The sequence below is a fragment of the Kribbella deserti genome, from assembly GCF_042434725.1.
GTDB lineage: Bacteria > Actinomycetota > Actinomycetes > Propionibacteriales > Kribbellaceae > Kribbella > Kribbella deserti.
This window is the reverse complement of the sequence record NZ_JBHLTC010000028.1, coordinates 172,265-195,390: the sequence shown is the minus strand read 5'-3', so window position 1 is coordinate 195,390 and position 23,126 is coordinate 172,265. Positions and strand designations below refer to the sequence as shown.

General features: G+C 66.9%; 23 protein-coding genes. 8 read left to right on the top strand and 15 right to left on the bottom strand.

The window, feature by feature from the left end; translation table 11 throughout:
* Positions 1-53 precede the first annotated feature (53 nt).
* A complete protein-coding gene (locus ACFFGN_RS21665) occupies positions 54-2,138 on the bottom strand; it encodes a spermine/spermidine synthase domain-containing protein (protein ID WP_380050615.1) in 2,085 nt (694 codons plus the stop codon).
* 60 nt (positions 2,139-2,198) lie between these two features.
* On the opposite strand from ACFFGN_RS21665, the gene ACFFGN_RS21660 reads away from it, so the two are divergent.
* On the top strand, positions 2,199-2,663 hold the full coding sequence (locus tag ACFFGN_RS21660; RefSeq protein WP_380050613.1) for a hypothetical protein: 465 nt from the start codon (positions 2,199-2,201) through the stop codon (positions 2,661-2,663).
* Between the two features lie 27 nt (positions 2,664-2,690).
* On the opposite strand, the gene ACFFGN_RS21655 is transcribed toward ACFFGN_RS21660, so the two are convergent.
* Positions 2,691-3,539, bottom strand: a complete 849-nt coding sequence (locus ACFFGN_RS21655; RefSeq protein WP_380050611.1) for a S1 family peptidase — start codon at positions 3,537-3,539, stop codon at positions 2,691-2,693.
* Positions 3,540-3,790: 251 nt separating this feature from the next.
* Here ACFFGN_RS21655 and ACFFGN_RS21650 point away from each other — a divergent pair, with 251 nt between their 5' ends.
* Positions 3,791-5,242 (top strand): LCP family protein, encoded by a 1,452-nt coding sequence (locus ACFFGN_RS21650; RefSeq protein WP_380050609.1) that lies wholly within the window; start codon positions 3,791-3,793, stop codon positions 5,240-5,242.
* A gap of 3 nt (positions 5,243-5,245) precedes the next feature.
* Positions 5,246-6,268, top strand: a complete 1,023-nt coding sequence (locus ACFFGN_RS21645) for a glycosyltransferase family 2 protein (RefSeq protein ID WP_380050607.1) — start codon at positions 5,246-5,248, stop codon at positions 6,266-6,268.
* Here the strand turns inward: ACFFGN_RS21645 and ACFFGN_RS21640 are convergent.
* From ACFFGN_RS21640 to ACFFGN_RS21630, 3 genes are all read right to left on the bottom strand, one after another.
* The gene (locus tag ACFFGN_RS21640) at positions 6,258-7,505 is read right to left on the bottom strand and encodes a cytochrome P450 (RefSeq protein WP_380050605.1); all 1,248 of its coding nucleotides are present in this window, start codon (positions 7,503-7,505) and stop codon (positions 6,258-6,260) included. The genes ACFFGN_RS21645 and ACFFGN_RS21640 overlap by 11 nt on opposite strands.
* A 300-nt stretch (positions 7,506-7,805) precedes the next feature.
* Positions 7,806-8,609, bottom strand: coding sequence for an ABC transporter ATP-binding protein (locus ACFFGN_RS21635; RefSeq protein ID WP_380050603.1), 804 nt, complete (start codon positions 8,607-8,609; stop codon positions 7,806-7,808).
* Positions 8,596-9,486: an ABC transporter permease gene (locus tag ACFFGN_RS21630; RefSeq protein ID WP_380050601.1), complete on the bottom strand. Its 891-nt coding sequence runs from the start codon at positions 9,484-9,486 to the stop codon at positions 8,596-8,598. Before ACFFGN_RS21630 ends, ACFFGN_RS21635 begins: the two co-directional genes overlap by 14 nt.
* Before the next feature lie 312 nt (positions 9,487-9,798).
* On the opposite strand from ACFFGN_RS21630, the gene ACFFGN_RS21625 reads away from it, so the two are divergent.
* The gene (locus ACFFGN_RS21625; RefSeq protein ID WP_380050599.1) at positions 9,799-10,545 is read left to right on the top strand and encodes an ABC transporter ATP-binding protein; all 747 of its coding nucleotides are present in this window, start codon (positions 9,799-9,801) and stop codon (positions 10,543-10,545) included.
* Positions 10,546-10,582: 37 nt separating this feature from the next.
* On the opposite strand, the gene ACFFGN_RS21620 is transcribed toward ACFFGN_RS21625, so the two are convergent.
* Entirely contained in the window at positions 10,583-11,668 is a 1,086-nt protein-coding gene (locus tag ACFFGN_RS21620) for an iron-containing alcohol dehydrogenase family protein (RefSeq protein ID WP_380050597.1), read from the bottom strand.
* A 5-nt stretch (positions 11,669-11,673) separates the two neighbouring features.
* A complete protein-coding gene (locus tag ACFFGN_RS21615; RefSeq protein ID WP_380050595.1) occupies positions 11,674-12,408 on the bottom strand; it encodes a phosphocholine cytidylyltransferase family protein in 735 nt (244 codons plus the stop codon).
* A gap of 33 nt (positions 12,409-12,441) precedes the next feature.
* Here ACFFGN_RS21615 and galE point away from each other — a divergent pair, with 33 nt between their 5' ends.
* Positions 12,442-13,395: a UDP-glucose 4-epimerase GalE gene (gene galE / locus ACFFGN_RS21610; RefSeq protein WP_380050593.1), complete on the top strand. Its 954-nt coding sequence runs from the start codon at positions 12,442-12,444 to the stop codon at positions 13,393-13,395.
* A gap of 45 nt (positions 13,396-13,440) precedes the next feature.
* Here galE and ACFFGN_RS21605 read toward each other — a convergent pair whose 3' ends face one another.
* From ACFFGN_RS21605 to ACFFGN_RS21595, 3 genes are all read right to left on the bottom strand, one after another.
* A complete protein-coding gene (locus ACFFGN_RS21605) occupies positions 13,441-13,686 on the bottom strand; it encodes a homoserine O-acetyltransferase family protein (protein ID WP_380050591.1) in 246 nt (81 codons plus the stop codon).
* A gap of 513 nt (positions 13,687-14,199) precedes the next feature.
* Positions 14,200-14,961: an SDR family NAD(P)-dependent oxidoreductase gene (locus ACFFGN_RS21600; protein ID WP_380050589.1), complete on the bottom strand. Its 762-nt coding sequence runs from the start codon at positions 14,959-14,961 to the stop codon at positions 14,200-14,202.
* Entirely contained in the window at positions 14,961-15,638 is a 678-nt protein-coding gene (locus ACFFGN_RS21595) for a TIGR03089 family protein (protein WP_380050587.1), read from the bottom strand. The genes ACFFGN_RS21600 and ACFFGN_RS21595 overlap by 1 nt, the downstream gene beginning before the upstream one ends.
* 185 nt (positions 15,639-15,823) lie before the next feature.
* On the opposite strand from ACFFGN_RS21595, the gene ACFFGN_RS21590 reads away from it, so the two are divergent.
* Positions 15,824-17,077 carry an AGE family epimerase/isomerase gene (locus ACFFGN_RS21590; protein WP_380050585.1) on the top strand — a complete coding sequence of 418 codons (1,254 nt, stop codon included), beginning with the start codon at positions 15,824-15,826 and terminating at the stop codon, positions 17,075-17,077.
* Between the two features lie 6 nt (positions 17,078-17,083).
* Here ACFFGN_RS21590 and cobF read toward each other — a convergent pair whose 3' ends face one another.
* Together cobF and ACFFGN_RS21580 are read right to left on the bottom strand one after the other, a co-directional pair.
* Positions 17,084-17,836: a precorrin-6A synthase (deacetylating) gene (cobF, locus tag ACFFGN_RS21585; protein ID WP_380050583.1), complete on the bottom strand. Its 753-nt coding sequence runs from the start codon at positions 17,834-17,836 to the stop codon at positions 17,084-17,086.
* A gap of 43 nt (positions 17,837-17,879) precedes the next feature.
* Positions 17,880-18,557: a biliverdin-producing heme oxygenase gene (locus ACFFGN_RS21580; protein ID WP_380050581.1), complete on the bottom strand. Its 678-nt coding sequence runs from the start codon at positions 18,555-18,557 to the stop codon at positions 17,880-17,882.
* Between the two features lie 90 nt (positions 18,558-18,647).
* Between ACFFGN_RS21580 and ACFFGN_RS21575 the strand changes: the two genes are divergently transcribed.
* Positions 18,648-18,989: a DUF2470 domain-containing protein gene (locus ACFFGN_RS21575; protein WP_380050579.1), complete on the top strand. Its 342-nt coding sequence runs from the start codon at positions 18,648-18,650 to the stop codon at positions 18,987-18,989.
* 42 nt (positions 18,990-19,031) lie between these two features.
* Here ACFFGN_RS21575 and ACFFGN_RS21570 read toward each other — a convergent pair whose 3' ends face one another.
* The 3 genes from ACFFGN_RS21570 to ACFFGN_RS21560 form a co-directional block, all read right to left on the bottom strand.
* Positions 19,032-19,832, bottom strand: coding sequence for a GntR family transcriptional regulator (locus ACFFGN_RS21570; RefSeq protein ID WP_380050577.1), 801 nt, complete (start codon positions 19,830-19,832; stop codon positions 19,032-19,034).
* A gap of 47 nt (positions 19,833-19,879) precedes the next feature.
* The gene (locus ACFFGN_RS21565) at positions 19,880-20,731 is read right to left on the bottom strand and encodes a glycoside hydrolase family 16 protein (protein WP_380050575.1); all 852 of its coding nucleotides are present in this window, start codon (positions 20,729-20,731) and stop codon (positions 19,880-19,882) included.
* Positions 20,732-20,891: 160 nt separating this feature from the next.
* Positions 20,892-21,842, bottom strand: coding sequence for a helix-turn-helix transcriptional regulator (locus tag ACFFGN_RS21560; RefSeq protein ID WP_380050573.1), 951 nt, complete (start codon positions 21,840-21,842; stop codon positions 20,892-20,894).
* A gap of 61 nt (positions 21,843-21,903) precedes the next feature.
* Between ACFFGN_RS21560 and ACFFGN_RS21555 the strand changes: the two genes are divergently transcribed.
* Positions 21,904-23,067 carry an epoxide hydrolase family protein gene (locus tag ACFFGN_RS21555; RefSeq protein WP_380050571.1) on the top strand — a complete coding sequence of 388 codons (1,164 nt, stop codon included), beginning with the start codon at positions 21,904-21,906 and terminating at the stop codon, positions 23,065-23,067.
* Positions 23,068-23,126: the final 59 nt, after the last annotated feature.

Genomic DNA, 23,126 nt, shown 5'->3' with positions numbered 1-23,126 from the left:
GGACGGCCGCGGTCCGGCTTGCCTAGCGCCGTACCGCGGACCGGCCGTCGGGATCAGGTGGTGAGAACGGTGCTGCGAGGGCGGAGCAGGAAGGCCGCGGCGTAGGCGAGTGCCGCGATGATGAGCAGGCCGTCGAAGCCGATCATCAGGCCGAGGTACTCCAGGCAGCCACCGACCATCGCGCCGAGCAGGTTCGCGCCGAAGCCGGCCGTGCCGTCGGCGGTATCGCTGAAGCGCTTCGCGAAGATCACGTTCGCCGCGAAGATCGGCAGGAACGCGACCGTCACCGCGGCCACGATCCGCAGTGGCAACGGCATCGCCAGGAACCAGCTGTCCGGGAAGACCCAGCTCACCGCGAGCCCGGCGAACAACACCGCGAACATCACCTTCATCGGCGGAGTCCGGAATCGCCGGGTTACTTCGACCGCCGCGAGCACCGCCAGCAGTACGCCGGTGAACACGATCGCGTTGACCACCCAGGTGGTACCGAACAGCAGCGCGAAACTGGTGATGCTCTTGGTCTGCAGCAACATGAAGCCCACGCCCAGCAGGAAGAGATCGGCGTACGGCCGCATGCGACGGTACGAGCCGCCGCCCGCGATACCGACCGCGACGATGCCGGCCATCAGGATCAGGCTGAGCGTGACCAGGTACAGCGCGGGAATCCGGTCGGTGAACAGGTACAGGAACGGCCGGTTGTCCGTCGCCGGCGGCGGGGTGTCCGCGGCCGCGCCGGTCCAAGCCGTCGTGCCGCAGGTCTGGTCGGCCGAGGTCAGGCCCACCGTGACGACGGCCTGCTGCAGCGCGTCGCCCACCTTGTCGACACAAGGCCCGTGCCCGAACGCCTTGTTCGCGGTCGAGGCCAGCCGGTCGATCAGCCAGGCCTCGCGGTAGTAGTTGTACATCGCGAACGCGCCACCGGGGTTGAGGTGGTCCCGCGCGCTCTCGAAGGCCTGCTGGGTGAAGAGGTAGCTCTCCAGCCGCAAGGAGCTGGCGCCGTTCACCAGCGTCAGCGAATCCGGCAATGCGAACAGGATCAGGTCGTACTTCTTGTCCGTGCGTGAGAGGAACGCCCGGCCGTCGTCGACATGCGTGGTCACGCACGGATCGGCGTACGGGCGGTCGGGGTGCTTCGTACGGCCGATCTCCAGCAGCGACGGGTCGATCTCGACGGCGTCCACGTGTTGCGCGCCCTTCTGCAGCGCGATCGCGACATCCGTACCGCTGCCGGCGCCAACGATCAGCGCGTTCTTCGGCTGGTTCGCGATGCGCTGGTAGGGCAGGCCGTACTGCGGTTCCCAGTCGAGCCGCCGGGCGGCGGGAATCGCCTGCTGATGCGGTACGCCGTTCACGGTGATCGTCAGCACGGGAGTGTCGCGGACGGTCGAGGCCTCGGTCAGCACCTTGTAGTACGGCGACCAGCGCAGATCATCCTGAGTCGACTCCTGGAACAGCACGCCGACCACGATCAGCAGCGGTGTGACCACCAGGGCGGCGGCGATCCCGCTCGCGGCGGCCCGCTGCTGCGGCACCATCAAGACCGCGAAGAGGATCAGCACGATCAGGCTCCACCACACCGGCGGCGCGCCCAGGAACGACAACGCGGTGAACGCGAGGATGCCGGTGATACTGCCGATCAGGTCGAACCGGTACGCCGTCAGCCGCGGTAGTTCGGCGAAACAGCGCCCGACCAGTTCCGCCGGGCCGGCCAGCACGATCGCCGCCGCGAGGAACACGATCGGCAGCACCACATGCGCCGACGGGCCGGTGGTGTCGAGGCTGGTGAAGTAGATGACACCCGAGTCCGTGCCGCGATCCACCGCGACGGGTTTCCAGGCGACGAAGGCGACCAGCAGGAGCAGGGCGATCGGCGAGTAGAACGGCAACCGCCGGGCCCGGGTGGCGCGCAGAAAGCCGACACCGATACCCAGGAACGAGCCGAGCAGTACGAAGTTCGAGAAGTAGCTGAGATGTACGACGTTCGAACCGGTCCAGCGGATCAGCGCGAGTTCCAGGAAGAGCATCAGGGCGCTGGCGATAACGAGGCGCCGCCGGGGTCCGGGCGGGGAGTGCCACGGTGATGAGGCCGGGGTCCGGGGAACTTTCCGGACGGTGTCGACCTGCTCCTGATTGGTCACCGTCGGGACGTTACCGACGAACCGGTCACCGGCCCAGGGGAAGTCGCTAACCTTGCAGCAATGAACAAATGGGCGGTACTCCCCGTGGCCGGGTTGTTACTGGCCGGGTTGGGAATCCGTCACGCCGTGGCGGTTTTCCCGCACGAGCCCGTTGCCGTCGGCACCAGTGCGACCGTGCGAGTGGACGGCGCCGCGCTGACATTGTTCGCCTCCCGCCCCGGTATTGCGGCCGACGCCTGTGTGGTCAGCGACGGCGACGGCCGGCCGGTTTCGCTGCTGCCCCGCACGGGTGAACGGATCGGCTCCTGGTACGTCGTCGCCCGGCCCGCTTCCCCCGCCCCCGCGGGCGATTACACCGTGCGCTGCGCGGAAAGCCCGGACGGTACAACGTACGCCGTCGGGCGGTACGGGTCGATCCTCGCGTTCGTGCTGGCGTTGTTCGGCGTGGTCGCCGTACTGGTGGTCGCGTTGTTGCTGGCCGGACGGTGGCGGCGCCACGAGGGCACCGCCACCATCACTGGGTGACTTTGTTGCTAGTTGACGAGTTGGTGCTTAGCGGGCCAGTTGGCAACCGGCCTTGGCCAGATCGAGCTTGCGGTTGGTCAGGCAGGTGTAGATCCACCAGGTCTGCTGCCCGTAGGCGGCACCCCGGTCGACGGTGATGTTGCCCGCCGCATCCACCTCACACGGGTTGTTCACGGTGCAGCGCGCGCCGTCCTCGTTACCGGTGTTGTTCACGCCGATGACCTCGCCGGTGCTGGTGCTGACGATCGGCGAACCCGAGGTGCCACCGATGGTCTCGCAACCGGGCTGGCGGTACTTGATCGAGTTGGACCAGCGCCAGTTGCCCTCACGCAACTGGTAGATCGTGCTCTGCACCGAGCAGGTGTAGATCCGCTTCCAGTAGCCGGAGACGACGGCCATTCCCGCACCCGCGGCCGGGGCCTGCCGGGCCAGCGTGAGCGGCGTGACGCCCAGGCGGGACTGGATCGCGGCGTACGACTCGGTCACTTCGTAGACCAGCATGTCGGTCTTGGTCATCGTGCCGTAGATGATGCGGGAGGCCCGGACCGTGCCCGCGTTGGACGCGTTCGGCCGCAGCAGGGTGATCGAGCGGCTCGACGCGCGGTTGACCAGGACCACGCCGGGATTGAGGAAACCTCCCTCGTAGCAGTGGCCGTTGGTCAGTACCAGCGCCTTGTCGGCCGGCTGGGAGTCGCTGTACCGGACGAGCGAGGCCGAGCAGTTGCTCAGCGCCGCGATACCGGCGAAATCGGCGCCGGGGGCGGCGGCCTTCGTAGCGACGCGATCGGTCAGCACGGCACCGTCAGCCGGGGTGATACCGATCACGCAGGCACCGAGGGTGACGATGCCTACAGTGAGTGTTCGCAGCAACTTCATGGGCGGTTTCCTGTCCTCACGTTGGGAACTGCTGGCTGAAACGACGGCTTGCATGGCGGTGCAAGCAGGGTGTGTTGGCCCTGTTACCCTTCGTCTCCGGAAACAGGAGATCCGAACCATCACAGCTTCGTCAACGTCGAACATGGTGTCCGGTTCACTACCGGCCGGTGGCGGCGCGCCTGTCCCAGGCGAGCGCCGTACCGTGGCAATACTGATCGTCGTCATGACGACGGGACGAACGGAAGGACGTCATGCCGCAGGAATCTGACCTGCGCAACCTCAGCGAGCCGACCCGCTTCAAGCGGGCGCTGACGCTGCTGCTGATGACCCTGGTGGTACCCGGATCGGCCCAGATCGCCGCTGGTAACAAGCGCGTCGGCCGGTTCGTCTGGCGGTTGCTCGCCAGCCTGCTCGCGATCGTCGTGCTGATCGCGGTGCTGGCCCTGATCTGGCGTGGGCCGACGATCAACTTCATCGTGCAGCCGTGGTTCCTGCGGGTGATCCAGGCCGTGCTGGTGGTGCTGGCGATCGGCTGGGCCGTGCTGTTCGTGGACGCCTACCGGCTGGGCAAGCCGCTGCTGCTGGAGCGCAACCACCGGCTCACCGCCAGCATCACCGACGCCGTGCTCGCGCTCGGCGTGGTGATCGCGCTGGTCTGGGCGAGCACCGTCGTCTCGGCGCAGGCGGACTTCGTCGCGAGTGTGTTCGGCGGGCACGCGAAGTCGAAGGCCGACAAGGGCCGCTACAACGTGCTGTTGATGGGCGGCGACTCCGGCAAGAACCGGACCGGTTTGCGGCCGGACAGCATGACGCTGGCCAGTATCGACGCCGAGACCGGCCGGACCGTGCTGATCGGCCTGCCGCGGAACATGGCGAAGGTGCCGTTCCCCGAGGGCACGGCCATGCACGACAAGTTCCCGGACGGCTTCCAGTGGGACGACTGCGCCGCGAACTGCTTCCTGAACGGCGTCTACACCTACGCCACCCAGCACAAGGACATGTTCCCCGGCGTGACCGATCCCGGCGCGCTCGCCACCCGGCAGGCGGTCGAGGCCATCACCGGGCTCAAGGTCAACTACTTCGTGATGATCGACATCGCCAGCTTCGTGAACCTGATCAACGCCGTCGGCGGGATCAACCTCGACGTCGGCAAACGGGTCCCGATCGGCGGTGTCGGCAGCCCGATCTACGGCTACATCACCCCGGGCAAGAACAAGCACCTCGACGGCTACCACGCGATGTGGTTCGCACGGTCCCGGGCCGGTTCGACCGACTACGAGCGGATGACCCGGCAGAAGTGCGTGATGACCGCGATGCTGAATCAGCTCGAGCCGCGCACGGTGCTGACGAAGTTCCAGGGCATCGCCGCGGCCAGCAAGCAGGTGGTGAAAACCGACATCCCGTCCAGCCACCTCGGCACCTTCGTGGATCTCGCGCTGGACTCGAAGAAGCTCAAGGTGTCAAGCTTCTCGCCGGTGCCACCGCTGATCAAGACGGGCAACCCCGATTTTCCCTTGATCCGCACCAAGGTCGCCCAGGCCATCGCCCGCTCGGAGGCGCTGGACAAGGCGGCCGAGGACGGCTCCGACCAGAAGACCACCACCCCGAAATCGACGGCCAAACCGAGCAAGAAGCCGACGAGCACGCCCACCAAGTCCACTCCCGACGTCGACGACGTCGCATCTATCTGTACGGCGGCCTGAACTATGTCCTTGTCCCATTGGCCACCGGTGTCTGTCGTGATGCCGGTACTGAACGAGGAACGACACCTCTCCGAGGCGGTCGGTCGTGTTCTCGAACAGTCCTACCCCGGCGAGCTGGAGGTGGTACTGGCGATCGGTCCGAGCAAGGACCGCACGATGGCCATCGCCGAAGGCATCGCGGCCACGGACAAGCGGATCCGGATCGTGCCGAACCCGACCGGCAAAACCCCGGCCGGGCTGAACGTCGGCATCAAGAACGCGAGCCACGACATCATCGTCCGGGTCGACGGCCACGGCGTACTGACGCAGGGCTACATCCGGCGCGCGGTCGAGCTGCTGGAGGAGTCCGGCGCGGACAACGTCGGTGGTGTGATGGCGGCCGAGGGCCGGACGGCGTTCGAGATGGCCGTCGCGTGCGCGTACCGCTCGCGGCTGGGCCTGGGCGCCTCGACGTTCCACCAAGGTGGCAAGCCTGGACCGGCCGACACCGTCTACCTGGGCGTCTTCCGCCGTACGGCGCTGGAGCGTGTTGGTGGTTTCGACGAGACCATGCACCGCGCCCAGGACTGGGAGCTGAACTACCGCATTCGCAAGACCGGCGGGCTGATCTGGTTTAGTCCCGATCTCTCGGTCACCTACCGGCCCCGGTCGTCGCTGACGGCTGTGGCCAAGCAGTTCTACATGACCGGACAGTGGCGTCGTGAGGTCATTCGCCGCCACCCCGAGACCGCCAGCAAGCGCTACCTCGCGCCGCCAGTGGCCGTCACGCTGATCGTGCTCGGCTCGATCCTCGGCGTCGTCGGCCTGGCGACCGGGGTCAGCTGGCTCGTCCTGGGCTTCCTGGCGCCGCTGTTCTACGGTCTCGGCCTCATCGCCGGTTCGATGGTGGAAGGCCGCTATCTGCCCTGGAAGGCCTTGTTCTGGCTTCCGCTGGTCTGCGCCACCATGCACGTCACCTGGGGCGCCGGCTTCATCGTCGGCCTCAAGGAACGTCCTGCCGGGCCCGCGCTGGCCGCTACCGCCTGATCCAGCCGCCGGCCGTGCCGGGGATCAGCAGCGTGCTGGTTCTAGACCGGACGGCCGCCACGGGAGCGACCTGCAAGTTGTGCGTCGCCAAGATGGTGATGAGCGCCACGATGAGCTGTAGCTGGCCTAGTCGTCCGCCAGGGCATACGCGCGTGCCCGCGCCGAAGGGCAGATAGAAGTCTCCCGCGGGCGGTGTCGTCGTGAGCCAGCGCTCTGGGCGGAACTCCTCCGGCCTGTCGTAGAACCTCTCGTCGCGGTGGATGAGGTACGGACACATCAAGACACGTTGACCCGCCTTGAGCTTGTACGGCCCTACGTGCACGGGCCTGAGCGCCGTACGGCCCATGAGCCACACGGGCGGGTGCATACGGAGGGCCTCTTTGACCACGGCCAGGGTCTGTACGGCGTCGTGCCCGGGCTGTTCCGCCCGGATGGCGTCGACCAGGTCCGGACGTTCGCCTAGCCGGATGAGGGTCCAGGCGAGGGCTACGCCGGGTGGGCCGTGGGAGGTGACGACCATCAGCCGTACGACGTTCGCGAGTTGCTTGTCGGTCAGAGCCGCGGGGTGTGCCAGCAAGGCGTCGAGGATGTCGCGAGGTTCGCTGGGCCGTTCGGCGGCCCTCCGCCGTACGACGTACTCGGTGAGCAGTTCGACCAGTTCTACGTTCAGCTGGTGGGCGCGGGTGGCGATCGGACGGGCGGTGCCACGGATGCGTGACTCGGCGCTGTCGGTGACCTGGAGTGATACCCAGAACATCTCCTCGACTGCCTTGGTGACCTCGCCCAGGTCCTCATCGCCGCCGCCCAGGCAGTAGTCGGCCGTAGCAGCGCCCAGCAGCCGCTGTGTGACGTCGAAGAGGTCCTCATGATGTCCGGCCGCGTCCTGGACCGCAGAGCCCAGGTAGCGCTGCAGACGCGGCAGATGGCTGGCAAGGATCGGACGGCTCACTCCGCGAGCCAGATAGCGGCGGGCGTCCATCCAGGACGGGAGTCCGTCCAGTAGTTCCTGCTGGCCCCTCTTGCTGGCCTCTAGCCGGTTGTCGAGCATGTACTCGTCGTTGGTGGTCCGAAGCACCTCGTGGGCGATGGCGGGGTCGTGCACGACCACCATGCTGGAATCCAGCCGGACCACGTCTCCGTACTTCTCGCGGGTACGGACCATCCAGCCAAGCGGATCGTCCTCGAAGTCCAGGATCGCACCGACGAACGGCAGGCCTCGCGGGCCGGGAACTCGCACCAGTGGTCTCCCCCCACAGGTTCACCAGACAGGTTCACCGGACAGCCGAGTGGAACGGTCTGGGTCCGCTCCACCGGCCGCCCGGTCAGTAGATCGGGTAGTAGTACCAGATGCCGTGCGTGGAACGCGTCATCCTGCGCTTCACCGCGGTGAGGTAACGGCTCATGATCTGCCCCCCTTCGCTTCTCGTTGGACGGAACGAAAAGCCGAGTCTGCCGAACACCGGCCGTGACCGCCAGACTTCCGAACGAAAAACCCCGCCGGGATCCTTGGACGCCGGCGGGGTTTCAACTGCTGGGATCAGCGCTTTTTGGTGGTCTCCGCCAGGTAGGCGTCGACAACCTCCTTGGCTTCGCCGTCCATCTTGATCGTGCCCTTGTCGAGCCAGATGGCCCGGTTGCAGGTGTCGATCACCGTTTCCAGGCTGTGGCTGACCAGGAACACCGTGCCGGCCTCGTCGCGCAGATCCTTGATCTTCTGCTCGGACTTGACCCGGAAGTTCGCGTCACCGGTGGCCAGTGCCTCGTCCACCAGCAGGATGTCGTGCGTTTTGGCGGACGCGATCGCGAACCGCAGCCGCGCGCCCATACCGGACGAGTACGTGCGCATCGGCAGATCGATGAACTCACCGATATCCGCGAAGTCCACGATCTCGTCGTACTTCTGCTCGATCTCGGCCGGGCTCATGCCCATCGCGAGACAGCCGAGCACGATGTTCCGGTCGCCGCTCAGGTCGTTCATCATCGCGGCGTTCACGCCGAGCAGCGACGGCTGGCCGTTGGTGTAGACCGAACCGCTCGCCGGCGGCAGCAGACCCGCCACCGCGCGCAGCAGGGTCGACTTGCCGGAGCCGTTGCGCCCGATCAGGCCGATCGCGTCGCCCTTGTAGGCGGTGAACGTGACACCACGGACGGCGTGCACCTCACGCACGGTCGGCCGCTGCTGGCGCTTGATCAGCCGGGAGAACGCGGTCGCCGCGGTGCCCTTGCTACCACCCGCCATCACCTTGTAGATGATGTGCACGTCGTCCGCGATCACCGTCGGGACTCGTTGTTCTGCTGGAGCAGTCACCGGACTCGGGACCGCCGCCTCAGCCACGTCCATACCTCTCCTCCGCACGCCAGAAGTAGATGAAGCCCCCGACAAGGGCAAGGAGGGTCCAGCCGGTGGCGATCCACCACGCGTTGGGCAGCTGGTGGGGTTCGTGGTTGGCCAGGATCGCCCGCCGCATGATGTCGATGTACGCCGCGATCGGGTTGAACGCCAGCACCTGGATGACCCAGTCCGGCGCTTCCGCCGAGCGCAGCTTGTCCGGGATCGAGAAGAAGACGCCGGACGCGTACAGCCAGGTGCGGGTGATGAACGGCAGCAGCTGGTTCAGGTCGCCCATGAACGCGCCGAGCCGGGCGAACGTCAGCGTCATGCCGATGTTGAAGCCGGTCTGCAGCAGCAGGGCCGGAATGATCAGCAGCCAGCTGACCGCGAAACCGTCCGTGACCGCGACGATCACCAGCAGGATGCCCATCGACATCAGCATCTGGGTGAGCTCGTTCAGCACGTAGGCCATCGGCAGCGTGGCCCGCGGGAAGTGCAGGGTGCGAATCAGGGACATGTTGCCCGAGATGGAGCGCGCGCCCTCGATCATCGATCGCTGGGTGAAGCTGAAGACGAACATGCCGCAGATCAGGAACGCGGTGTAGTTCTCCACCCCGGCCTTGGTGTTCAGCAGCAGGCCGAAAGCGAGGTAGTAGACCGCCGCGTTGAACAGCGGGGTGAGGATCTGCCAGAGCGAGCCGAGGCGGGCTCCGGCGTACGCCGCGTAGGTGCGGGCACGGGCATAGCTGAGGACGAACTGGCGTCGTCCCCAGAGTTCACGGACGTAGCTGCCGAAGGCTGGACGTACCGAACTCTTCGACAACCCGAACTGCTCGGCCATTGCCGCGAGTGACGCGGTCCCGACCGACTCGGGGGCGGTTGACATGCGGGCCAATCTACTGGGGTCCGTCAGGACGTCTGTCACCGGCGCGCTCTTCGCGCGGTTGCGGACCGTATCCAATCGGTTTCATGACCTCGTCGCAACATGACACTTCAGCTGAACGCCTTCGCCTTTGGTCCGGTTCCCGCCTTCCGTTGCCGCGGCGGCCCTGTCTGACCGGGCAGACACGGCCGCGGGTGCTGTGGATTTCCGTAGCGGAGTCCTGCGGATTTCCACCGGGAGAGGTGGGGTTAGCCCCACTGGAATCGGGTGGTCAGCCCCATGGGATGGCACGTCCGAGCGGTCTAACGTCGAGGTATGGCAGTTCAGGCGTGGCAAGGAGACAAGGCGATGGTGACCAGCGCGACCGAGGCGATTCGGCTGATCGGCGTGCACAAGGTGTTCGGCGATGTGGCGACTCCAGTCACGGCGCTGAGTGACGTCACCCTGGGCGTGCCATCAGGCAGCTTTACCGCGCTGGTCGGGCCACCTGGAGCCGGCAAGAGCACGTTGCTGCGCTGCGCGGCGGGCCTTGATCGGCCGAGCCGAGGCCGGATCTACGTCGATGGTGAACTGCTGTCCGACGGCAGTGAGGCGGCGCTCGCGCGGTTCCGGCGCAAACGGGTCGGCTTGCTGTTCCAGCAGTCAGGGCTGCAACCGGCTCTGACCGTGCTGCAGAACGTGATACTTCCCCTACGCCAGGCGGGCCGACGCGTGGACCGGCGCAGGTGCCAGGAGATCCTCGGCCGCGTGGGGCTGGCCGGCCGCCTGGACGCCTTGCCGGACCGGCTGACGGACGCTCAGCGCCAGCGTGTGGCGATCGCGCAGGCCCTGGCGACCGAGCCGCGTGTGATCTTCGCCGACGAGCCCACAGCCGGGCTGGACCCGCAGGGCGCCCGCGAGATCCTCGACCTGCTGGCCGAATCCGTTCAGGTCTACAACCAGACATTGCTCCTGGCCACGGAGGACGCGGGCATCGGGGCGTACACGGACAGCGTCCATAGCCTTACCGCCGGCCGTCTTTCCACTCCTGTGCCGGCGGATTCAACGGCTGGTGGTGGCTGATGACGATCGGCTGGGGTCGGCTGATGCCCGCTCGGTGCTACTGGATGACGCCGTCGTTGGTGATCCGGGCGTAGGCGTGATCGTTGAAGGCGTGCACCTGTTCGGTGAGTTGGGGAATCGTCAACGCCAGGTCCTCCAGCACGGTCTGGCGGCCGGGCCGGGTCTGCGGAGCGAACGTGACGAACTCGGTGAACTCGACCAGGTTGAAGCCGAGATCGGCCGGGCGGACCGGCAGGCCGTGGCGGTGCAGGCAGTCGACGGTGGCGTGGAAGGCCTGTTCGTCACCGCGCAACCACCAGGCGAAGGCGGCGCCGAGGCCGACCTGTTCGCCATGGTGGGCGCGGCGCGAGGGCATCATCAGGTCGATCGCGTGCGAGATCTCGTGACAAGCGCCGGACGAGGGCCGGGACGTGCCCGCCACGACCATGGCCAGGCCGGACAGCACCAGCGCCTCGGTCAACGTGACCAGGAAGTCGTCGTCCGCGATCGAGCCGCGGTGGTTCATCACCGCCTGGGCGGAGGTTCGGGCCAGCGAGACCGCGAGGCCGTCGATCTCCTCACCGTGCTGGCGGTGGGCCGCCTCCCAGTCGGCGATGGCCGAGAGGTTCGAGACGACCTCGCCGATGCCGGACCGGATCGACCGCGGTGGGGCCTGCGCGATCAGATCGAGATCGACCAGTACGGCGATCGGCGCGGGTACGCCGTAGGAGCCGCGCCCGGCGTCGTTGTCGAGTGTGCTGATCGGCGAGGCGATGCCGTCGTGGGCCAGGTTGGTGGCGACCGCGACCATCGGCAGGCCGAGCCGGGCCGCGGCGAACTTCGTCACGTCCAGCACGGTGCCGCCGCCGATCCCGACGATCGCGTCGTAGCGGCGCAGCCGGACCTGCTCGACCAGGCGAACTGCGGTGTTGATCGTGCCACCCTCGACCGTGAACCAGTCCGCTGCCGCGAGCCCGTGGCCGTCGATCGCGTCGGCGAACAACTTCCGCACCGTCGGGCCGTACGTCGCCCCGACCGCGATGGCCACCCGGCCGCCGGGCGAGATCCGCTGGTCAGCGAGGATTCCGCCCAGTTCGGCCAGCGCCCCACGCCGTACGTCGACGACGAGCGGAGCGGGGATCATGCGGGCTAGGAGGGGCATACGATCTCTCGGGCCCGCGCCAGGTCGTCGTGGTTGTCGATCTCGACCCAGTCCACCTTGCCGATCGGGGCGACATCGATGCGCAGACCGCGATCCGCCATCTCCTGATAGGCGTCCTCGTAGTACAGGTTCGGGTCCCGCTCCCAGGTGGTGCGGAGGGCGTCCGTGAGATCCGCGCCGGCGCCGGGCTCGATCAGGGTGATGCCGATGTACTCACCGGTGGCGGTGGCCGGGTCCATCAACTTGGTGATGCGCTCGACGCCCTTGGCCTGCGACCAGATCACCTTCATCTCTTCGTCCGCAAGCGCCTTCTCGGTGTCGAGGGCAAGGATGATCCGGCCTTCGCCGCGGGCCGAGAGCAGCGTGTGCTCGACCGAAACCGGGTGCACGGTGTCGCCGTTCGCCAGGATCACGCCCTGGTCGAGCAGGTTCCGCGCACACCACAGTGAGTAGGCGTTGTTCCACTCTTCGGCCTTGTCGTTCTGCACCAGTTCGAGCCGTACGCCGTAGCGGGCCTCGAGGTCCTTCTGGCGGTCGGCGATGGCCTGGGCGGCATAACCGACCACGATCGCGACATCGGTGAGGCCGATCTCGGCGAAGTTGGCCAGCGTCAGGTCGAGCACGCTGGTCTCGGGATCGATCGGAACCAGCGCCTTGGGCAGGGTGTCGGTGTAGGGGCGAAGGCGGCGCCCGGCACCGGCGGCAAGTACGAGACCGATCATGGCGAGCCATGGTACGGGTGAAAGACTGGCCCTATGACATGGCTTGTGACTGGTGGTGCCGGGTACATCGGGGCGCATGTGGTGCGTGCCTTTCGCGCGAACGGGATCGACGTGGTGGTCATCGACGACCTGTCGAGCGGCCATGCCGAGTTCGTGCCCGAGGGGGTGCCGTTCATCGAGGCGAGCCTGCTGGACGCCGAGGCGGTGCGCCGCGCGCTGACCGGCGTGACCGGGGTCGTGCACCTGGCCGGGTACAAGTACGCGGGCGTTTCGGTCGAACGTCCGCTGCACACGTATACACAGAACGTGACGGCCATGGTCACGTTGCTGAACGAAATGGCCGCGCAGGACATTCACAACATCGTCTTCTCCTCCAGCGCGGGCGTTTACGGCACGCCTGACGCGGAGCTGGTCACCGAGGACACCCCGACCGGTCCGCAGTCGCCGTACGGCGAGACCAAGCTGATCGGCGAATGGCTGCTCGCGGACCAGGCCAACGCCGTTCCGCTGAAGCACACCTCGCTGCGGTACTTCAACGTGGTCGGCTCGGCCGATCCGAAGGTGTACGACGCCAGCCCGTACAACCTGTTCCCGATCGTCTGCAACCTGCTGAGCAAGGGCGAAGTGCCCAGCATCTACGGCACCGACCACCCGACGCCGGACGGCACCTCGGTCAAGGACTACGTGCACGTTGGCGATCTGGCTGACGCGCATGTGGCGGCGGCCCGGGCACTGGAGTCCGGTAAGGCGTTGGCCCCGGCGTACAACCTGGGAAGCGGTAGTGGCACCTCGGTCCGCGAAATCATGGATGCGGCTCGTCGTGTGACTGGGATCGACTTCACGCCAGGCGAAACTCCTCGCCGGCCGGGAGACCCGTCGCGCGTGGTGGCGTCTGGCGAGCTTGCGACCCGCGATCTTGGCTGGAAGAACTCCTACACCGTCGACGAGATGTTCCGCTCCGCCTGGGAAGCCTGGCCGCGCAGCTGACTTGCTGCGGTCCACGCGCTGCTTTGGTCTAGGTGCTGAGGTGGTTTAAGCGCTGAGGGCCTTTGCGATCAAGGGGCCTACTTGGTCGAGCTCGATCAGGAAGCCGTCATGGCCGTACGGCGACTTGATCAGGTGGAGTTCGCGGCCACTGGCTTCGGCGAGTTCCTGCGAAAGCCTCGGCGGGTAGAGGCGGTCAGAGTCGACTGCGGCGACTACCAGCTCGGCCTGGAGTCCCGCGAGAGCGTTGGCGAGTGTGCCGCCTCGACCACGCGTGATGCCCTGGCCGTTCAAAACACTCGGTCACGTCGGCTCCTCCGTCCAGCCCGTCCCCACCCCCCACCCACCCTCCGCCGCGCCGTGTATGCCGTTCATTGGACGCTTGTGACGCGGCGTGTCGCCGTTCATCGGACCCTTGTGGCCACGGGGACGGTGGTGCCATCGGGTCTTGCCTGCCGCTCAACGGACTCTTGTGGCCATGGGGATGGCGGTGCCACCTGGTGTTTGCATTCATTCGTCCGAATCCGCCTCCGGGTAGGCGGACGTGTGCGGGTCCGCGGTGGGTTGGAGGGCGGATTCGGACGAATGAATGCCAGCGGAAGTGTCCGACGGCGGTCGTCTGCAAGCCGGCGAGTGCATGTCGTCAGAAGCGTCCGATGAACCGCGACACGCCTTGTCACAAGGGTCCGATGACACGCCGAGGGGTGGTCAGAAGGGTCCGATGATGGGCGACACGCCGCGTAAGAAGCGTCCGATGAACGGCGACACGCCGCGTCAGAAGGGTCCGATGAGCGGGGAGGTGGGGGGTTATGGGCGGGTCTGGTGGATGAGGAAGGCGGGGCCGGTTAGGACGCCGCCTTCTACGGGGAGGGTTTGGCCGGTGATCCAGGAGGCGTCGTCGGAGCCTAGGAAGGCTACGGCGGCGGCGATGTCCTCGGGTTCGCCTACGCGGCCGAGCGGATACATCTCCTTGAGGCGGTCCAGGGCCTGGGGCATGGAATCCCAGTTGGGCGTACGGATGGTGCCGGGGGCAACGATGTTGAAGCGGACGCCGTCGCGGCCGTGGCGGGCGGCGAAGTTCTGGGTCATGCTCTGCTGGCCCGCCTTCGCGGCGGAGTACTCCAGGTTGCCGAAGGCGGCTAGGCCGTTGACCGAGCTGATCGTGACGACGTTGCCGCGTACGGCCCGCAGGTGCGGAAGGGCCGACTGGATGCACTGGGCGGCGCTGATCAGCGTGACGTCGAGCTGACGGTGCCAGTCGTCGACCGTGGTCTGCTCCGGGTCGCTGGTGACGATGCAACCACCCGCGTTGTTGACCAGGAGGTCGAGACGGCCGAAGCGTTCGACCGCGGCCGCGACTGCCGCGTCGATGTCGGCTCGCGAGGTGACGTCCACCTGGATGCCGAGGGCCCGTTCGCCGATCTTCGCGGCCACCTGGGCAGCGCGTTCGCCGTCGAGGTCGGTGACCAGGACGGAACCGCCTTCGGCCGCGATGCGCTCGGCGACGGCTTTGCCGATGCCTTGGCCGGCGGCCGTTACCAGGGCCACCCGTCCGTCGTATCGCTGCATTAGCCGATCACCTCGTTGATCTTTTCGTCCGCCACTCGTTGCTCCAGTTTGTCGGGGTTCAAGTTCCGGCAAAGCACGATCGAGCCGCCGCCCGCGATCACGCCGACCAGGAGGGAAAGGCCTTCGGGGCCGGTCAGGTCCTTGGTGGTGAGGATTCGCTGGGTGATCGCCGGTGAGGACTCGATCAGGTCCGCGTGGGTTCGTTCGTCGTACGCCGGAGAGTCGGCCGTCGGCGGGTCCATCGGGAAGAAGCCGTCCGGGTGGTTGTAGACCTCGGCGCCGTAGTCCTGAATGTCTTCCGGCACGGGTTCGCGGAATCGTCCACCAAGTGGGAGGAGCGCGCTCGCGACGGTCTCGCGGGTACCGCGGATGGCGAAGTCCGGTCCGGTGATGGCGAGATCGCCCTGGCCGCTCGTGAGCGAGGCGCCGGTCGACCAGGTCGCCAGGGCCCAGACCACGCCGAGCCAGTGCGGGGGCAGACCGCTCGCGACTGTCTCACCCGTCTCAAGCTCGTATTCGTCGACGAGCAGGTTCGCGGTCTTGGCCACCCAGTTGGCGGTGGTGAGATAGCTCAGCTCGATCCGCTCGCCGGAGGTGTCGTCGTAGTAGGTGAGGAAAGGGCTCGCGCCGTCACGTCGTACGGCTGCGCTGAACAAATCGGGAAGCGTACGGGCCATACCCGCACCCTACGACGCGGCCACGAACCAGGTCCTGGCGTTTTGAACGGCTCGATAGTGAGTGAGTATTTCTTTCGCTCTTGACGGAAGGGCGTCGCAACGGTCAATAATAATTACCGACGGCAGGAATTGATGCTGCTCGCACCGCCACCGCCCCAGGCTGGTCCGTCATATCAGGAGGACGTATGTCCCGTCGTGCCCTTGCCGTCGCTTGTTCCGCCGCGCTGCTCACCGGCACCCTCGCCATCACCCCAGCCGCCGCATCCACTGCCGCCGCATCCACTGCCGTCGCGAGTGGACCGCGGACCTTGATGGCCAAGCCTTGCCGGAGCGCCTCGGCTGATCTGGCGAAGGGCTTTCTGGCGAAGAAGATCGACGAGTACGGCTCGGGAACGACCCTGCGGGTGCCGAGGAGTTTCACCGGCGGCTACTTCGCCGAGATCAACTTCGTCTCCTCGTTCCTGTACGACGACGCGCTCACGGTCATTGCCCTGAGCAAGGACTCGTCGAGTGCGCAGGTGGCGCGGGCGAAGATGCTCGGTGACGTGATGTTGTACGTCCAGCAGCACGATCCGATCGGTGACGGCCGCACCCGGGCGTCGTACCAGCCGAATCCGCTGATCACCGCGGACGGTACGCCGTACATCGGATCGCCCGCGGCCTATACCGGCAACCAGGCCTGGGTCGGCATGGCGCTCGCGCATCTGTACCAACGGACCCGGGACCGGCGCTACCTCAATGGCGCGTTGACCGCCGCGAACTGGATCGAGTCGAAGGCGTGGAGCGGTGCGGGCATTCCGGGATACACCGGCGGGCAGAACGGCGATGACCAGAAGCTCACGTTCAAGGCGTCCGAGCACAACATCGATATCGGCGCGTTTTTCGCGATGCTGCATCGCCAGACCGGCAACGCGGTGTGGAAGACCCGGTCGGATCGCGCGTTCGCGTTTGTCCGGGCGATGTGGGACCCGGCGGGCGGCAGGATCTGGACCGGGACCAACCCGGACGGCGTGACGATCAACCGCAATCCGGTGCCGGCCGACGTACAGACGTGGGCCTACCTGGCGACGCGGAACTCCTTGTACAGCAAGGCTTTGGACTGGACCATCGCGAACCTTTCCGCGACCGACCGGGGTTTCACCGGGATCAGCTTCAGTGATACCGACGTGAGCAAGGTGTGGTTCGAGGGCACCGCCCACCTGATCGCGGCGCTCCGCCTGCGCAACGGCCCGGGCGACCAGGCCCGCATCGGCGGCTACCTCGCGAGCATGGCCCAGGCTCAGCAGAGCGCCCCGAACGCCGATGGCGAAGGCATTGTCGCGGCGTCGAGCGACGGCCTCGATACCGGCTTCGGCGATCTCTACTACGCGTCGCTGCACACCGGTGCCACCGCCTGGTACGTGATGGCCGCCAACGGAATCAACCCGTTCGTCCTATAAGGAGTTTCAGCGGCGGAGGAGGTAGGTGTCCATGATCCAGCCCTTACGTTCGCGGGCTTCGGCGCGGACCTTGACGATCTCGTCCGCTACTTCGTCGAGTGGGCCCGAGATGAGCAGTTCGTCCGGTGTGCCGAGGTAGGCGCCCCAGTAGATCGTGGCGCCGGTGCCGAGATGTTCGGTGAAGGCGGTCTGGCCGTCGAGCATGACCACCAGGTCGTCCACGTCGTCCGGCCAGGCCTTCGCGAGGCGGCGGCCGGTTGTCACCTGCACGGGCTTGCTGACCTGGGTCAGGCTCACCTGGTGCCGGGCGACCAGGGCCGAGACGCTGCTGATGCCGGGAATGACCTCGATCTCCAGATCCAGCCCGTCGCGGAGGCGAAGGTCCTCGACGATCGCGAGGGTGCTGTCGTACAGCGTGGGATCGCCCCAGACCAGGAACGCGCCTGTGCCGCCGTCGGCCAACTCGGCGCGGATCATGCCTTCGCAAACGTCGGCCCGGCGCCGGCGCCAGTCGTCCACGGCCTCGACGTACGCCTCGGCGCCGCGGTCCCGCTCGGGGTCGCGGCCGGTCACCACCCGGCATTCGGGCACGTAGGTGTCGAGGATGTGCTGGCGCAGATCGACCAGTTCCTGCTTGACCTCGCCCTTGTCCAGGACGAAGAAGACGTCGGTACGCCGCAGCGCCTCGACCGCCTGAATGGTCAGGTGGCCGGGATCGCCGGCGCCGATACCGATGAGCAGGATCTTGCGAGCGGTCATGCCCGGAGCGTACCGAGGGCGCTCGCGCCACTGAGGAGGAGGCTCAGCTGTAGTGCGGGAGAACCTCGTCGGCCAGGTCGATCAGCAGCTCGAGGTTGAACCGGAACGCGCGATCGACTTCGTCGAGGATGCGCTGCTGCTCGTCGGAGTCCCAGTCGGCGGTGTCGAGCAGTTCGCGATAGCGGTCCTTGAAGAGCTTGGGGGAAGGCACCTGGTCGAAGGTGTAGAACCGCAGGCCGTCGCCGCCGTTGGTGAGCCCGTACTGCGTGGCGACCGAACGGCCGATCGCCTGCCCGCCGGACAGGTCGCCCAGGTAGCGGACGTAGTGGTGGGCCACGAAACCACCCGGCCAGCCGGTCAGCTCCGCCAGCCGGGCGACGTACCGCTCGGTGGCGGGCATCAGTCGCGTCTGCCGGGCGCCGGTGGAGTGCAGGTACGCCAGGTCGGCGGTCAGCGCGGGCGTGCGGTACAGCTCGGGGAAAACGAACGCGCCCGCGACGGGATCATCGGCGAACCCGTCGGCGAGCCGTTCGATGCCCTGGTAGATCGCCGCATGCTGAGCGACCAGCGCGGCGTATCCGGCCAGATCCAGCCGGCCGTCGGTGAGGGCGGCCAGGAACGTGCTCTCGGCCGCATCGCGGTGGACCTGCCGGCTCTGCTCGCGAAAGCGGGCCGAGAGCGGCAGCTGGGCCGTGGCCGTCGGATCCGATTGTAGGGTCACGCAAGTTAGGCTAGCCTAACTAACCGCAGATCGGTTGAGGCGAACTCGCATTTCCCGTGTCGCGGGCAGTGCGGCTGGGAGGGAATCAGCATGAGCGTGCCACCGTCTCCCGAGCAGTTCAGGCGCGATCCGCTGCGCCCGGACCCGTTCGCGCCGCACGTGGTGGACGCGGTGCTGCAGCACATGAACGAGGATCACGCCGAGGACTGCCTGCTGATCGTGCGCATGCTCGGCGGCGTCCCGGACGCGGTGGCCGTGGCGCTGACCGCGATCGATCCGGCCGGAGCGGTGTACGCCGTGGGCCGGCCGCAGAGGGCGGCCGTGCAGGTGGTCATTCCCTGGAAGTCGCAGATCGTGGACCGTCCGCAGTTCCGCAACGAGTTCGCCCGGATGTACCGCCAGGCCGCCGACCTGCAGAGCCGCCTCAACTAACCGCACCCGGCCACTGGCCGCGCGGGCCGGTGACGCGGCGAACTAGTGTCCTGAGTCGGTCGGGTCGAGAGGGCGTAACTGCCCAGGTGTCGGCGTGATCCGGGTGTGCGCGGTGTCGGGCGGCCCGGTCAGCGACAAATGCGAGGTGACCCGATAGCGATCGCCGCGATAGGCCGCCCGGGTGTACTCGAACAACCGGCCGTGCTGATCGCGAGTGACCCGCTCGAGCGTGAGAATCGGCGCGCCCTCGACCAGCCCGAGCAGCGCGGCCTCGGTCGCGTCGGCCGCGGCAGCCTCGTGGATCTGCTCGGCGTCGGTCGGGATCACGTCGTACCGCTGGCGCAGCAAGGCGTAGAACGAGCCGGTCTCGACCGCCGCGACATCGATGGACGGCACCAGCTCGTCGAGCACGTGAATGGTTTCCAGCGACATCGGCTCGCCGTCGACCAGACGCTGCCGGGCGATCCGCAGTACGGGCGTGCCGGGTTTGACCCGCAGTCGGCTACCGATTGCCATGCCCGCGGGTACGACGGAGTGGCTGAGCACGCGGCTGGTCCAGTTGCCGGGGGCTGGGGGATAGGCGGCCCCGCCGGTGAGAGTAGGACCGCCGACGATCTCCTGGGCGATCTTGGGCGTACCGACGAACATGCCCCGGCCGTGCTGACGAACCAGCCAGCCGTCGCGGATCAGCTCGTCGACCACCGATCGCAGCGTGGGACGGGAAATGCCGAGATCAGCGGACAGCTGCCGTTCGGACGGGATCGCCTGCCCGACCGCCCTGGACTCGATCAGGCCGATCAGGTGTTCCCGGGCGCGATCGCGCTTCCGCAGACTCACTGTCACGGCTGGCTTGCATCTCCCTCAGGACGATTCAGTGCAACTGGCAGGCGTCACCTGTAGACCCGAACGTAGTCGACCAGCATCTTCGCCGGAAAGCGGGTGGACGAGTTCGGGGGACCTGGCCAGACTCCACCGACGGCCAGGTTCAGCAACAGGTAGAACGGGTGGTCGAAGACCCAGTCGGCTCCGGCCGGGATATCGGCGGGAGTGACGGTATGGAAGCGACGGCCGTCTACAGTCCAGAAGATCTCCTGCGGCGACCACTGCACCGCGAAGGTGTGGAAGGCGTCGGACCACTTCTGCGTGTTGCGGGTCTCTCCACCCGGGCCGTTCTCCGAGTGGTAGCCGGGCCCGTGCACGGTGCCGTAGAGCGTGTACGGCTCGGTGCCGATGATCTCCATGATGTCGATCTCACCGTTGTCCGGCCAGCCGACCTGGTCGATGTTGTTGCCCATCATCCAGAACGCCGGCCACAAACCCGCGCCGTCCGGAACTTTGATACGCGCCTCGAACCGCCCGTAGGCCTGCTCGAACTTGGCCTTGGTGGTGATCCGGCCCGAGGTGATATCGCAGGTACCGAACTGGCAGTTCTCCATGCCGGGCAGGCGTTCCTTGCGAGCCTGGATGACGAGATTGCCCGCGCCGTCGGTCGAAACGTTCTCCCGGCGGTTCGTGTAGTACTGCCATTCCTCGTTGCCCCAGCTTGGTTCGCCGCCGAGGTCGTAGTTCCACTTGGCCGAGCTCGGGCGGGTTCCGGCCGCGGTATTGAACTCGTCCTGCCAGGCGAGGGCCAGGGCGCGCCGCGGTTCAGGCTGGTTGTAGGCGCCGGCGGATGCGGCGGTCAGGGCGGGTGAAACGACGGCGGCCGCGAGTAGTACGGCCGTCAGGCGGATTCGTTTCATGACACCTCCAAAAGCTGGGAGTGGGGTGTCGAGGACCGTCTCACACTGGACAAGAAATGGTCAAGACTGCAGGGCCATTGCGTGAGTATTGACCAGATGCCGCCATGAAGAGCGCTTTAAATGCTGCTCAGCCAGGTCGACGGCCCTGGCAATGAAGTGGTTAGGTGCTGGCGTGTTTGAGTCGATCGGCCAGAGTGCTTAGGTGTTCCACTAGCTCCGCCGGCGCGTGAACCTGGAAATCGTGGCCGAGTAGACCTACGTACAAGGCCAGCTCGTCCAGCGAGTTCGACCCGGCAGTGAGCGTGCAACGCCCGTCGTCGATCGGAACCACCTTGCCGACCGTAGGAGGGATCCGGTCGCGAACCGCCTCGGCGGAGGCCTCGATCGTGAAACGACCTTCATAGCGGTACGCCGACACCGCGACCGACTGGGACGTATAGCCCGCCATGCCGCCCTCAGGTGGCTCCCGCGGAGTGAAGCGGGGCCCAGTGGGTATGCGTGGTTTAAGTCGATCGACCCGGAAGGTGCGCCAGTCGTCGCGATCGAGGTCGTAGGCGACCAGGTACCACCGGCGACCGCTATAGACGAGTTTGTACGGCTCTACCCGGCGAAGGCTCTCGGATCCGTTATGGCTGGCGTAGTCGAACCGTAGTTGCTGGTTGTCCCTGCAGGCGGTGGCGACGGCTGTGAGTACGTCCGGATCGACAGGGGCGGCTCCACTCGTAAGGGAGAGCGTCGCCGCCTGCAGGGTCGCAACGCGATGGCGCAGACGGGACGGCAGTACCTGCTGGAGCTTCGCGAGGGCCCTGACGGACGTCTCCTCCATACCCGCGACTGATCCGCTTGCAGCCGTAGCAAGTCCTAGTGCGACCGCCACCGCTTCCTCGTCGTCCAGGAGCAGCGGAGGCAGTTCCGCCCCGGCGCCGAGGCGGTAGCCCGCAGTTCCGGCGGTGGCCTCGACCGGATAGCCGAGCTCGCGGAGGCGCTCGATGTCGCGCCGAACGGTTCGGGTGGTCACTTCGAGGCGGTCGGCCAGTTCGGTACCTGCCCACTCGCGACGCGCTTGGAGCAGGGACAGCAGTTTGAGGAGTCGTCCGGAGGTTTCCCACATGAATTCAGAATGCCTTTCAGCTAGGACTAGTTCTGTCCTAACCGGATTCTAAGCTTGAGACATGAAGAACAACACGGAGATCCACCCCTTCCGCATCGACATCGCGCAGGAGCAACTCGACGACCTGCGGCGCCGGCTCGAGATCGCCCGCTACCCGAGTGAGCCCGCGGGCATCGGCTGGAGCCGCGGTGTCCCGGTGGAGTACTTGCGTGAGCTCGTCGGTTACTGGAAGGACTCGTACGACTGGCGCAAGCACGAGGCCGCGCTCAACGAGTTCCCGCAGTACACCACCGAGATCGACGGCCAGAACGTGCACTTCATTCACGTCCGTTCGCCCGAGCCCACGGCCGTACCGATCATCCTGACCCACGGCTGGCCCGGTTCGATCGTCGAGTTCGAGCGGCTGATCGGCCCGCTGAGCAACCCGCGAGCCCACGGTGGCGACCCGGCGCAGGCCTTCCATGTGGTCGTACCCTCCGTGCCCGGGTTCGGGTTTTCTGGCCCGACGGCCGACACCGGTTGGTCCGCCGGCCGGATCGCCTCGGCCTGGAAAGAGTTGATGGCCCGCCTCGGTTACGACCGGTACGTGGCCCAGGGTGGTGACATCGGCGTCGGTATCACTCGTGAGCTGGCGCTTCGCGATGGCGAGCACGTACTCGCGATCCACGTCAACGGTGGCTTCGACTACCCCATCGTCGACGAGAACGAACTGGCCGGGCTGACGCCCTCCGAGCGTGCTCGCGTCGACCGGATGAACGCGTTCATGGCCGATCAGGCCGGCTACATCGCGATCCAGTCCACCCGGCCGCAGACGCTGGCCTACGGTCTGGTCGACTCGCCGGTGGGACAACTGGCGTGGATCGTGGAGAAGTTCAAGGAGTGGACCGACCCCGCGAACGAACTGCCGCATGAGGCCGTCGATCGCGACCAGTTGCTGACCAACGTGATGATCTACTGGCTGACCGGTACGGCGGCTTCGGCCGCGGCGATCTACTACGAGACGGCGCATGCCGAAGGTGGTGCCTGGGGTCAGCCCGAGGCACTGGAAACGCCCGCTGGTGTTGCGCTGTTCAGCACCGAGGACGTCGCGCTGCGCAGCGTGGATGAGCGGACGAACAACATCAAGCGCTGGACCGAGTACGAGCGCGGCGGCCACTTCGCGGCCCTCGAAGTCCCCGACTTGATGCTCAACGAAATCCGCACCTTCTTCGCCGACTACCGCTGAAGGCTACCGCTGAACCAAGCCCGAGGGACCGCCGGCCGAAGCGAAGGCCGGCGGTCCCT